General features: G+C 48.0%; 10 protein-coding genes. All 10 read right to left on the bottom strand.

Annotation, left to right across the window (positions count from 1 at the left end):
- Window positions 1-9: 9 nt before the first annotated feature.
- Window positions 10-1,113, bottom strand: coding sequence for a hypothetical protein (locus ACBP46_RS09110; RefSeq protein WP_371016420.1), 1,104 nt, complete (start codon window positions 1,111-1,113; stop codon window positions 10-12).
- Window positions 1,107-2,840, bottom strand: a complete 1,734-nt coding sequence (locus ACBP46_RS09105; protein ID WP_371016419.1) for an ATPase, T2SS/T4P/T4SS family — start codon at window positions 2,838-2,840, stop codon at window positions 1,107-1,109. The genes ACBP46_RS09110 and ACBP46_RS09105 overlap by 7 nt, the downstream gene beginning before the upstream one ends.
- Window positions 2,840-3,262 carry a hypothetical protein gene (locus tag ACBP46_RS09100; protein WP_371016418.1) on the bottom strand — a complete coding sequence of 141 codons (423 nt, stop codon included), beginning with the start codon at window positions 3,260-3,262 and terminating at the stop codon, window positions 2,840-2,842. Before ACBP46_RS09100 ends, ACBP46_RS09105 begins: the two co-directional genes overlap by 1 nt.
- Window positions 3,249-4,499, bottom strand: coding sequence for a hypothetical protein (locus ACBP46_RS09095; RefSeq protein WP_371016417.1), 1,251 nt, complete (start codon window positions 4,497-4,499; stop codon window positions 3,249-3,251). Before ACBP46_RS09095 ends, ACBP46_RS09100 begins: the two co-directional genes overlap by 14 nt.
- Window positions 4,499-6,046 carry a type II secretion system protein GspD gene (locus tag ACBP46_RS09090; RefSeq protein WP_371016416.1) on the bottom strand — a complete coding sequence of 516 codons (1,548 nt, stop codon included), beginning with the start codon at window positions 6,044-6,046 and terminating at the stop codon, window positions 4,499-4,501. The genes ACBP46_RS09095 and ACBP46_RS09090 overlap by 1 nt, the downstream gene beginning before the upstream one ends.
- A gap of 16 nt (window positions 6,047-6,062) precedes the next feature.
- Window positions 6,063-6,953 (bottom strand): TcpQ domain-containing protein, encoded by an 891-nt coding sequence (locus ACBP46_RS09085; RefSeq protein WP_371016415.1) that lies wholly within the window; start codon window positions 6,951-6,953, stop codon window positions 6,063-6,065.
- Window positions 6,954-7,056: 103 nt separating this feature from the next.
- Window positions 7,057-8,355 carry an extracellular solute-binding protein gene (locus tag ACBP46_RS09080; RefSeq protein ID WP_371016414.1) on the bottom strand — a complete coding sequence of 433 codons (1,299 nt, stop codon included), beginning with the start codon at window positions 8,353-8,355 and terminating at the stop codon, window positions 7,057-7,059.
- A 7-nt stretch (window positions 8,356-8,362) separates the two neighbouring features.
- Window positions 8,363-9,616, bottom strand: coding sequence for a D-amino acid dehydrogenase (locus tag ACBP46_RS09075; protein ID WP_371016413.1), 1,254 nt, complete (start codon window positions 9,614-9,616; stop codon window positions 8,363-8,365).
- 48 nt (window positions 9,617-9,664) lie between these two features.
- The gene (locus ACBP46_RS09070; protein ID WP_371016412.1) at window positions 9,665-10,702 is read right to left on the bottom strand and encodes a CDP-6-deoxy-delta-3,4-glucoseen reductase; all 1,038 of its coding nucleotides are present in this window, start codon (window positions 10,700-10,702) and stop codon (window positions 9,665-9,667) included.
- 4 nt (window positions 10,703-10,706) lie between these two features.
- Window positions 10,707-13,046, bottom strand: coding sequence for a DNA topoisomerase IV subunit A (gene parC, locus ACBP46_RS09065; protein WP_371016411.1), 2,340 nt, complete (start codon window positions 13,044-13,046; stop codon window positions 10,707-10,709).
- Between the last annotated feature and the right edge of the window lie 54 nt (window positions 13,047-13,100).

Below are 13,100 nucleotides of genomic sequence, written 5' to 3'. Positions count from 1 at the left end.
GTCTCCGAACTAATGGGAATAAAACATTAATAATGCACGTCGCATTTCATCGATTACTACGTAATGCCACCCTCCAATGGCTAACATCAGGCCTACACAGGTGAGCAAAAGAAGCCAACGCCATAGGTGTGCTTTGAAGAGCAAGTCTTTTTTAAACTGATCAAGTAAACGCTGATGTATAAGGCTGATGGCAGGCAAAATACTTTGACTTTGTTCTATGTCCTCAAAAAACCATTGCCACGTACGAGGCAATAAACCCGTCGCAAAACCCCGTGCCCCGACCTCACCCTGTAGCATTCGGTTCTGTATTTTTTGGGCTTGCCAAGCTAGCCATCTATCTGAACCCTGAGCTATTTGTTGTACCGCTTGCCCAAGCCGTAGTTGAGCCACATGCTGATTAAGTAATAACGCCAACAAGCCAAAAAAATACGTTGTTTGAAATTTCTTATAACTGGCCCATGGTTCAATAAAATCCAATGTGTCACGCACAGGACCAGTTAACCAAGTTAGCGATAAAGCGATTGCAAACAGACTCAGGCCACCGAATAAGGCTATTACTAGCCCATACGACTGCATAAACTCTGCTGCCTTAAACAAAGCCTGAGTTTTGGCACCATAGAACTCTGTCGGTAATACAGCAAAAGTCGACCTAAGCTCTGGCACAGTAAATAAAGGAATAAGGCTAAAAATTAAGCCAAGCAAAAAAACAGCTATCACAACCGGCCAAAGAATCTGGCTAAGTTGAGAGCGTAAGATTTTGAGTTCTTGGTGTTGTTGAGCTAATAGCTCAAACGCGACAGCTAAGGCGTTATCTCCTCGTAACTGTGCTAGTTGAATAATGAGCTGGTCCACAGAAGACAACATCGCCCCCCACGCCTGTACTAAATCGCCCCCGTTATGCTCATAGCATTGCCCCCAATACGTAGCAAGACGCCCCCTGTATGTACCGAGGCCATAGCGCTGACTTTCTAAAGCAAAAATAGCGCGTAGTGTTAGCTGCCCGTGAGTAGCGTGTAAAAGCTGAGCTAAATAGTGAAAGTAATCAACCCGCTGCCGCTTAAAACGAAGTAAGTCTAAATAACGTTGCCACCGCAACCAAACTAGCATCAGCATGGCTGCCCCTCCGAAACTAGGGCCTGCCATGCAGGCGCATCGAACAGGTCAAAATGGCGCTCTAAATCAAATGGGTCAATCAGCCCTAAGCGCATCTGCTCTAGAGCATTACTACGTAAAGGTCGCCAGCCCGCACGTAACAACACAGGTAAAACAGGTTGACGTGACGCTAAGGCCACTAGGTAATCAGGATAGAGCGCAGGCTCTAGAATCTCTGCACTTACTACACGCCCCTGCCACCCTTTTAGCTCTGGCAGCTCGTTGTTAATACACTGTTCACAACCGGTTAAGCGTCGCACTCGTATCTGACTTAAATCATTTTTTCTCATCAAGCGCTTTAGTTGGCGTAACCACTGTGAAAAAGACGAACTATGACGCGGCAGAGCCTGAGGAGGAAAATCTGTTAATGATTCGAGCGGTATTGCGCAATACGGACACAATCGAGGTAACAAACACTGATGTACCAGTAGCTTTAGTACCCCAGGAGCCGTTAATAGATCCATGGACACGCGAATAAAATCGGAATGCAAGCGCGCAGGAACCAATGCAGCACTTGCAGCATGCACCGTAGTATAAAGACGCACACCGGATGAGCTTAGGTCAGTAAAAGCACGCCCTGTTTCCACATCACGTATTTCCCCTAAAAGCACATCGGTCATGGCCGCACGTTTTAGAGCACGCAGCTTGGCCCCAAAAACCTGATGCGACTCCTCGAACAAATCACGACTTAAAGCAACTTGAACCGCATTCGGAATTAAATACTCAACCGGGTCCTCGAGGCTAACCAATTTACGCCAAGTGGGCAGTTGCGCGATGAGCGCGGCTAGAGTGGTGGATTTTCCTGACCCCACCGCCCCAGAAAACACTACAGCACCCCCATCGCCTAATAAGCTATTTTCAAGCTGGCGTTGCTGTGCAGGCAAATACCCTAATGAGGCTAGGTCAGGTAATACTGCACCGACTTGGCGCTGTAAAATACGTAGGCAAATACTGGGACCCAATTCAGCTGCCAACGACCCCCAGCGCAACATTACGTTCCTGCCTTCTATTTCACACTGTAGGCTGCCTTGTTGCTCTTTATGAGGATCAAAAACGGCTCCGTTGCCACCTCGTATACTCATCCAAACTACCGCCATCATATCCAGCAAAAACCGCGTGCTTATACCCTGAAATTTAGGTGGATAGGTGTAATGCCCTGCAATAGAAAAACGGACCTCTGAGTAAGGGCTAGCAGTTAAAATATTGATATGAATATCGGTAGCACGATGTGTTACGCCCCAACGTACTATTTCTAAAAATGCATTGAATAAGTCGGCTTGAGCCCACAGAGAGCTTGAGCCTGAGCTATGGGCAGTATGGTTTGCAAAAGGAGCACTACGTATTAGTTCTAAAAGCAGCGTTACCCCAATCACATAACAAGGAATTGCGGCAAGCTGGTAGCCTTTTTTTTGGATCAACGCGTGTAAAGCCTCTAGAGCATCCCCTACTTGATGCTCCTCGATGGCAAACACCGTAACAGTCTGATCGGCTAACAATACAGGACACAACCGACTGACTAGATCCCCTAGCTCAAACTCTTGTATTAACAACTTTTCGACTTTAGGTTGCAACTGCTGTATTTGCTCTAGATGACTTAGCACCGGTGCAGCTACACGCGGAGGTAACTCTTGGCTTATGGGCTGCAATGCTGTTTTTCGCCACCACAATAACGTAGATCTAAGCCCCATTACTCACCTCCTGGGCTTGCTACACACAACTGATGCGTTTGATCTTTTTGAGCTAACGTAATACAACGCCCTGTCATCTCGATTAATCGCAATGGGGCAGAGGAGCCATTGCCTAAAGGCCACGTCTGTCCTTTTAAATAAAGATAATCCTGTCCATTCCAATGCACCTCTGCAAGCACACGTTTACCTACCCCATAAATGGCTTTCAATCGCAGTAGATTCGTTTGCGGGGACTCTGAGGTCTTTGAGTTCGCCACAGAGCTGCGCTGCAATAACTGCTCTGTTTCTAAACGCATAAGCTCATGGACTTGCTGCCGATCGGTCTCAAAAGAAGGACTACCTATTACTAAGCTTGGCAAAAACAGTAACAAACTAAAGATATTAATAACTGCCGCCCAATTTTTCTTTTTAATTACGCACATAGGTCACCCCATTTAATTGGGTCTCAAGAACACTATGTTTTAAGCTAGGCTTGATTTTCCTGTTGACGGTTAAGGACGCTTTTTCCCAATAAAAACGATCATCAAAATCCAATAACAATGCGGTCGAACGTAATGGCCCCTGTAGGCTTAGTGCTTGTTCAAAAATAGGTTGGGGCTGAGCAAGCTGACTGTCTGTAAGAGTCTGAGTACGATTTTTTTCTAAAGCCTGCTTGCCATATAACACCGGATCTTTGAGAGTCATGTTTTGAAATGCGGGCTTTAAGCGCTGTAACTGTGCTAGAAACTGGTGCTGATGCGTATGTGAGCTATGCCAGAGCCTTGTTTCTGTTGAGTTAAAAGCTATAGCGACTTGGACCTGAATGCGCTGTAAGTTGGCTTGTGTTACTGCCCAGGGTTCGGGGCGATTTTGTTGAAAATCAACCACCGTGGCGGTTTCGGTAGCGGGTTTAAATTCATGAGCACAATGCCACGCTTCCCTCTGTACCTGACACGAAGAAGTCGTTAAGTCCCACTGCGCCACACTAAGCGGCAACTGTTGCCAATGCTGCAATAAAGCCTGTAGCGCTTTTTGATTACTAGCAGGCCGACGCTGCTGCTCCCAGTAAGTGATATAGGGATCAGGTATAACCACCGGTGGTTCAATGGCAGCCACCGAAACACGAGGCGTGTAGCTCCAGTAAAAGCTTCCGAGTCCAACAATAAGTAGACCAACCCATGCCCACGAACGGTGACGTAATGGTTTTAACTGAGCCTTAACACGTATGCGGGGATTAATTAGCGGCAGCAGCGCCTGAATAGAACGCGCCTCGGCCTGCAACACCAGCGTGCTGTAATGTTTTTTGAACTCTTGAGCGCGCTGTTGCGCCTGATCTAAGGATTGGAATAAAAGATCGCCTTGTCGTATTGGCGTTCCCTCGTGAACCACTACAAGCCAATACAACTGATCAGCCAGTTGATAAATAGCGGCATGCACCCCACGCGGGAACAAATAAGCAAAGCAAACCGCAGCAGAAAGACGCGTTGTTTTCTGTTTTAATTCTTTTTGGCTTAGACCTAAGCACATGAAATGCCGCCCTATCAATACAGAAGCTCGGGCGCGATACTGTTTACTAAGTACACGGGCTTGTTGGGTGCTAGAAGCCCCCAGTATCGGAAACCAACGCAGACCAAAAACCAACTGGTAGTGACTGCAGACATGTATGTGTTCGTGAGACATTACATTCCCTCCTCGACTTGGGCAGTTACCATCAATAGGGTCCTAAATCTTCGATCTTGAACACGCTTACCGCCTCCGAACACCATAGACAAGCCAGGAGCCACACTGCGCTCAAGCTGCTGTTGCTCGTTATGATCAAAGCCTGCAACGATTAAGGGTTGCCCGGGGCGAAGTAAAACCTGTTGTACTGTGGCGGAGCCTTCTACCGTTAACTGTTGTACTTGCATGCCTTGATCCGCCGAGCCTACCGCAATGGTTTTTAACGGTTGGGCCACGGTATTGTCATACGCCACCGACAGCAGCACCTGCCCATCCTCTTGGATGTCAGGCACTAAGGTCAAAATGGAGCCCACCGTTTCTTCTTTTTGACTGAGGCTGATTGAATGCGTCATCGCACCATTGCCTAGGTTATAGGGCGTGTTTTCCACCTTATCGATGTAGCTAAAAGTCGTGCGAAGCGCGTGGGTAACTGGACGTCGATTTAGGCTTAACACAGGAATGCTATGACGCCTGACTACTTGAGCCACTTCCGCTAAGGCTTTGACAAAGGCTTCACTTTGACTGAATGGGCCTTGCTGTAGAGTTGCCCCTAACTGCTGCATAGCAGGGCCTGCAATACCTGTCAGACTGGCTGAGGCCACAACCTGTGCACTTTGAAAAATCAGATTCCAATCTACGTTGAAATCACTCTCTGCCTTTAGCCCCAGAGTAATTTCCTCGAAGATCAAGCGCACACGTCGTGTTAGCGCTTGATTTTCCGTTTCCAAAAATAGGGCTATTTGGTCTAAAGCAAACGGCGTATCGCTAACTATTACTGTTTGGCTTCCCCCATTCACAGCCACAATACGTCCCGCCCCCGTCATGAATAGCTCCAAACGCTCTTTAAGGTTTTGCCATTCATCACTATCGGCTTGGTAAAACTCGGTTCCTGATTGACTACTAAAACCCGTGGTCTCTTCGATTTGATTACCAACTCGTGCGTGACTCGTAGCAGCCAGAGACAAAGCGCGCACCTTAAAAGCACGCGTTTCTACTTTATAGAATTCGATGAACTCGCCATTGAAACGCCAGCTCACATCAAAAAAAGCGCTGATGCGGTCTAAGCTTTGAGCTAGGGGCTCGGGCTGCCCCATTAAACGCAGCCGTTTGGAGTGGGCTTGGCCTAGCTTAGCCTGCCCAACAGGCAAAAAACTCTCGGGACTAAGTTTAGCCTCGGGTTGTACCCGTACCGGTATTTGTGTTGCCAATGCAATGCGTTCGGCTATTTGATCTAGCTCTAGCGCCTGTGTTTGAAAAATTAATGTGGTTGAGACATTTTCCTGAAAAGCTGGAGGCAAAACTAACTCGCGTGCTAGAGGTTGAACCTTGCCCACGACCCAGGGTTGTTCTATGTGTTGAGTCGGTGATTTAGTCTGAATACTGTGTCGTACAGACTGCTGCAACTGATCCATTTGTGTTTGATTTTGATTAAATTGCTGCTGCGCAAACCGCCACGGCTCGAAGAGCTGGCAACCACTTAGATGGAGCACCCCAAAAAATATCAACATGAATAGCCGCATAGCCTTACCCCTGTGAAGCCATGGTAATGGGGTCGCTAGGATCACATGACTGCGCTAGAGCAATTACTCGCATGACCTTGTTACTGTAAAAACAGGCTTGTAAGGGACGGCTACCTAAAGCTGTGCTGCGCATCAACTGCTCGACCGCCTGATTAAACGGGGCATTGAAGGTGGCAGCAGAGACCACCGGTAAGTCGATTTCCAGTTCCCAATGGTGATCTTGGAACTCCCAGCCTTCGCGTTGAGCCCAGCGTTTTAATGTCTGTCGAAGTGTGCGGTCGCTAGGTTCAGCACGAAATGGCATAGACGCCAAGCTAAACGCTACGGTAGATGGCTCGGGTAAAGGATGTAAATCTGGATCTGGATTTGGATTTGGGTTTGGATGTGGGTTTAAGTCTGGATCTGGGTAAAGCTGGCGAGCGGTTATCGGCTCGGTGGCATGAGCGACCTCTAGCTCTTGTGTGAGCTCAGGTACTGCAATGCTAGCCACGGCAGGGTCAGCCTGTATGAGCTGCGAGCTGACTGCGGGAGCCACATAACGCGCTTGGGCCTCTAGGTGCGCCCCTTTAAATATAAGCTGCTGCCAGTTTCCTTTAATAATGACATAAGGCTCTGAGCGCTGATACTGTACTACGCGGTGGCGTCCGGCCTCGAGGGCAAAAATGGCGGGTAGGTTTTGCTCGGGAGCAAACTGTAACCAAATTTGCTGTGGAGTACTAAAGAGTTGAAGTGGAGCCACCTCTCGGGCCCCAGACAATTGCCAATTAAAATCGAACTGCTCTGCACTGGATAATGGGGGTTGCAGAAAAGAAAAGCGCTGTGCCCAGGTATGAGTATGTTCACAGCCGCTTAATCCGACTAAAAGCACAGCTACGGTTATTGCTTTGTACACCATGCCTAGCTCCATAAAAAAATAGCACTCAAAAAGTCTTGAGTGCTATATTGGAGCGCTTTAGGCAAGCTGCCTAGATTGTATTTATACGTGTGCTGAGATTAACCTACTTGGCGTTGATTAACTTGTTGGCTTCAGCCGCAGCAGACTGTAAAGCAGTCATAGCTGGCTGTTTACCCTCGAGAGCGGACTCTAGGGTGGTATTAAATATAGCGCGAATTTGGTGGTAGTTTTTAATCTTGAACCCACGGGTGGTATTTTCTGGTTTTTGACTATAGACCGCTACCAAGCTACGCCAGTCGCCTAGGTTTTTATAATAATTATCACCCGTATTAGCAAAGGCTTCCTGCGTTAAAGGTAAAAAACCTGTTTGTTGGAACCAGCTTGTTGCAGGTTCAGGCTGTGCTAACCAAGCTAAGAACTCGGCACTGGCTTGCTCTGCCGCCGCCCCATGACCTTTGGTTAACCACAACCCGGCCCCTGTCACAAAAGGGCTGCCTGGCGTAGCGGTGACCTGTGGGTAATAAGGAATACCCGCTACAGAAAAATCTAAACGGCGTTGATCCGCAAACTGGCCTATATTGCCCGAATTCGACATGAACACCGCACACTCACCCTCAGCAAAGCGGCTAGGTGACTGCACAAACTGAGAGGGGTGAACCAGAATTTCACTGCGCACCCAACTGATCATAGTCGATAGGTGGCGGATATACATGGTGTCAAAATTAAAACCTAGCTTGCCCTTACCTACACCTGGGCCATAAATCTGTTTGTTTACCGCTGCTAAGTTTTCTAAGTTAATGGAAACGGGTTGATCCGAGGTTAATGGACAACGTCTAGAGCCGTTGTTAGCTAATGTAACCAACTGACCTTGTAAGTCTTGCCAAGAGCGAGATGGCTGAGTAGGACTTAAACCCGCTTTCTTAAAAGCATCAATGTTGTAATACATGACGGGGATCTCGGCCATAAATGGCAAAGCAACCAACCGACCCTTGGTGTCATGCATGAAGTTATTTTCGCTAGGTAAAAACCACTTTGTATTTTTAGCAGCAGTCTTGTTTAAAGCCTGATACAACGGTTGTATATAGGCACGCGTAGCCACATCACTTAGACCGGAAACCTCTGGGAGCTGCACGACATTAGGGCGCTCTTTTTCAGCAGTCAAGCTAAGCGTAGCGTCTAAGTCGTCTTGAGTGTCAAATGCACGAGTCTTTACCGTGATCTCTTTGTTTTGCTTGTTAAAGTCTTTCACCAGTTGCTCAAACGCTTTTTTATTGTGCGCATTTAAGCTGTACCAAACTTGAATATCAGTGGCTGACCAAGCAGAGGTGGAAACCAAACCGGCAAGGGCTGAAAACAAAACGCCACATAAACGTTTAGGCGTAAAAATAGTATAGCTAGTCATAAGTCCTTCAATGTAGAAAAGGAAACTCGGGCTCAGGATGGCGATTAGCAATAATGTCTGCAAGTGCCCGCCCTGCCCCCACGCCCATAGTCCACCCCAAGGTGCCATGGCCCGTATTCAAATAAAGGTTTTTGATGTGTGTGCGTCCAATCAACGGCACGTTTGACGGGGTTGCAGGACGTAAACCAGACCAAAACTGCACATTATCAAAATCAAGTTGATTTGGGAACAACTCTTTTGTGAGATTAACTATTTTTGCACATCGTTGGGGACTAAGTGCACGCCCATAACCCGTCAGTTCGGCTAAACCTGAAACTCGCAACCTGGTCCCTTGACTGGAAAAAACCAAGTGGTTTTTACTATCCATTAGGCTTGCTTGGGGAGCCGCTTGATTATCAAGCCAGTTAAAGGTAGCGGAGTAGCCCTTAGCAGGGTAAACAGGGCATGAAATACCTAAAGGTCTTACTAATAGGGGACTATATGCCCCTAAGGCCACCACAAAAGCATCCGCATGGAGACGTTGGTACAGACCCTGACTATTTATGAGCTCAACCTCTCGAACGATGCCATTTGCACAATGCAGTTTTTCTATCTGATGCTGATACAAAAACTGCACCCCTTTTTCCTGAGCCCTAAGTGCAAGCTGTGTTGTAAAGCCGTGTGCATCACCCGCCTCATCATCACTGGAGTAATCACCCCCTACTAACTGATCTTTGATAGAGGCCAGCGCGGGCTCTAGAGTCAAAAGCTCGGATACGCTGAGCAAACGTCGCTCTACCCCTACATCGCGCAACCGATCGGCAATAGACTGCGACATACTAAAGCTTTGCTCATCACGATAGAAATTCAAAATACCGTTCTGATGGTATTCGTACTGAAGCTTTAACTCTTGGCGCAACTGAGCCAATAACGAACGACTGTACTCAGACAAACGCACCATAGCGCGCATGTTGTTTTCAAATCGACTGGCTTGGCATTCACGAAAAAAAGCTAGGCTCCATAGCCACTGTTTACTATCTAAAGATGGTTTAAAGAAAAGCGAAGCGTCATCTTTAAATAATGAGCGCAACAAATGCCATGGGGCGTGCGGATTGGCCCACGGTTCGGCATAAGAGGCGGAAACGATGCCGCCACATGCCCGAGTTGTTTCGAGTCCAGCCGCTGCCTGACGGTCGATGACTATCACCTCGTGTCCCTCGTCCGCTAACCACCACGCAGTAGCTATACCGATAATCCCACTACCCAACACTGCTATTTTCATAGGCTCTCGCTTTAAGGCACGTATGCGCTACGTGCCTAAGACGTAGTATTACTCAACTAAATCGGCTTCGGAAGTAAATGCATCGGCATAAAACACAGCAGCATCTAAGCCACACTGTTCTACAAAATCCTTTTGTGCATTTTCGACCATTATAGGGGCACCACACGCATAGACTTCCCATCCAGACAGATCGGGCAAGTCTTGCATTACAGCATGGTGTACAAAACCAGTGCGTCCGCCCCATTGATCTTCATCAAGCGCCTCGGATACCACAGGAATAAAGGTGAAATTAGGAATGGTTTGCGCCCATTGTTGTGCCAAGTCCATCATATAGATGTCCTTGGGACGACGCCCACCCCAGTAAAAACGCACCTCACGTTGAATACCTTTATTTTGCATGTGCTCTACGATGGCTTTGATAGGAGCAAAACCTGTACCGCTGGCTAAGAAAACAAGAGGCTTAGTGCTTTCTTCACGCAAGAAAAATGAACCATAGGGCGCTTCGGTGCGCAACATAGCACGCTCTTTCATTGCTGGCTCGGTCGCACCAAATACATAATCAGTAAAAGCACCGCCCGGCATATGTCGTATATGCAACTCAATTTGGTTATTTTCCTGTGGCGGGTTAGCCATTGAGTAGCTGCGACGACGGTTATCACGCAAAATAAACTCAATGTATTGCCCCGCATAATACATTAAGGGCTGACCCGGAGGTAACTGAACCACAAGACGCATCACATCGTCTGTAAGCTTATCCATCTCTAAGACGCGAGCGGGCATCTTGCGGATTTGGATATCCGTTGTTAAACGGGCTTGGGGCGACTCAATACGCATATCCGTTTTAGGGTGAGCCTGACACATAAGCGTGAAGCCTTGGTCGAGCTCTGCTTGCTCTAGAATATGCTGGGGAGCCTCTCCTGCCTCGAACTCGCCTTCAAGCACTTTACCCTTACAGGTGGAGCAACCGCCCCCTCTGCAACTATAAGGCAGCATCACATCGGCTTCTAGGGCTGCATCCAGCACGCTTTGTCCGGGCTGAACCTCGAATGAATAGCCTGCTGGCTCAACAATCACTTTAAAACTCATTTTATTATTCCGTAACTGCAGAAAAAGGGGTTAACACCATTTCTGTCATTTTGCGCTCAAGGTTTTTACCTTTACGCGCACGTTTACCCAAATACGACTCTAACGTAGCGCCCTGGATCGCCCAGTCTGTTACTCGGCGACGGTAAATCCCTGAAATCACAAAGCCATCTTCAGGCCCTGTGGCCCAAGCAACCACTCGGTCATCTTTATCTAAATCTATTAATTTTGTGCCTCGTCCACCACTTAGTGTTCTTAGCTCATCCAGTGCAATCACTAAAAAACGCGCTTTGGCGGTTAAGAGTGCCAACAAGGTGTGGTCGGGTTGCACATACACAGGACGCAAAAGCGTATCGGCGGCTGTAACAGAGGCAAATTGCTTGCCCGCCTTTTGACGCGTGCTCATGTCGCTAAGCTGGGTCAAAAACCCATACCCACCTTCTGTACCTAGCAGAATTTTTTGCTGCGCCTGACCCACCATCATATGACAAATTGGCGCTGCACTGTTAACCTCTGCCAAGGCTGTAATGGGTTGGCCGTCACCACGAGCTGAAGGCAAATCGCCGACCTGAACGGTATAAGCTCGACCATCAGTACCTAAAGCAATTAACTCGTCAGTGCTACGGGCTTCGCGTGCATCATAGTAAGCATCGCCGCTTTTAAAGCTGAACTGCTGTACATCATGACCATGACCTTGACGTCGCCTCAACCACCCCTGTTGTGACATGATAACGGTAATGGGCTCATCCACCACACGGGTTTCTAATACTGCTCGTTCCGCTTCCTGAATGAGGGTACGACGTGAATCCCCAAAGCTTTCTGCATCGAGATTGATCTCTTTGATCAACAAGCGCTTAAATGCGGTTTTGCTATTTAACAGTTTTTGCAATGCGGCCTGCTCTTTGCGCTGTTTGGCTAGCTCTTGTTCAATTTTAAAACCTTCTAAACGCGCCAACTGCCTTAGGCGCATCTCCAAAATATCCTCTGCCTGACGCTCACTTAGCGAGAAACGTTCGATTAGCGCTTCTTTAGGTTCGTCAGCATCACGGATGGTGTGGATTACGGCGTCTACGTCCAAGTAGACAATCATGCGCCCTTCTAAGATATGGATCCGGTCGGTAACCTTGTCTAGACGGAACTGAGTGCGCTTACGCACGGTATGCGCTCTAAACTGCAACCATTCCTCTAGCATTTGTCTAAGAGTACGCTGCCCTGGTCTGCCATCAATACCAATACTAACCAGGTTAATGCTGACATTGCCCTCCATGCTTGTTTGGGCCAATAACGTATTAATAAACTCGTCTCTGTCGATACGACTGGACTTGGGCTCAAATACCAAGCGCACGGGCGCATCCTTACCGGACTCATCCCGAACTGTATCTAATAAGCCCAGCAATAAGGCACGAGTTTGCTGCTGCTCTGCAGTTAAGGCTTTGCGCCCTGCACGAATACGGGGGTTAGTTTTTTCTTCAATTTCCTCTAGGATTTTTTGACTAGAAGCGCCGGGAGGAAGCTCATTAACCACCAACTGCCATTGCCCACGCGCTAACTCTTCGATATCCCAACGAGCCCGAACTTTAATAGAACCACGGCCCTGTTTGTAAACCTGCGCAATATCAGTAGGGGAGGTAATGATTTGCCCCCCGCCGGGGAAATCAGGACCAGGTACTAAATCGTAAAGGTCCTTGTCATCCAAATCAGGCTGCTCGAGCAAAGTAATACAAGCACGTGCTACCTCTGCAAGGTTATGCGGTGGGATTTCCGTTGCCATGCCCACAGCAATACCCGAGGCTCCATTTAAAAGCACAATAGGTAAACGGGCCGGCAGCAGCACAGGCTCTTTTTGAGAACCATCGTAGTTGGGCTCAAAATCAACCGTGCCCTCACCCAACTCCTCTAGCAATAAATTAGCAAAAGGCGTTAAGCGTGCTTCGGTATAACGCATAGCGGCTGCGTTATCCCCATCGCGTGAACCGAAGTTGCCTTGGCCTTCGATGAGGGGGTAACGCAACACAAAATCTTGCGCCATGCGCACCATGGCATCATAGGCTGCTTGATCTCCATGGGGGTGGTATTTACCTAATACATCCCCCACCACACGCGCCGATTTAACGGGTTTAGCACCTGAACGTAAACCCATTGCACTCATCGCATACAAAATACGACGCTGTACTGGTTTTTGACCATCAGACACATCGGGCAATGCACGCCCTTTTACTACTGAAACCGCATAGTCCAAATACGCTTGTTCGGCATATTGCGCTAGAGTTATTTCATCATTTTGCAATGACTCTGCTTGAGCAGATGGTTCATTTGCACCAGACGCAAACAAATCGGATTGCATCATACTTATCCTGTTTAGTCTTTAATTTCTAGAAAGAGTCGCCGCGTATCAGCGTAT

Source organism: Paenalcaligenes hominis (assembly GCF_041359055.1).
Taxonomy (GTDB): Bacteria; Pseudomonadota; Gammaproteobacteria; order Burkholderiales; family Burkholderiaceae_B; genus Paenalcaligenes; species Paenalcaligenes hominis_A.
The sequence above is the reverse complement of the archived record's forward strand: the minus strand, read 5'-3'. Positions and strand labels throughout refer to the sequence as shown.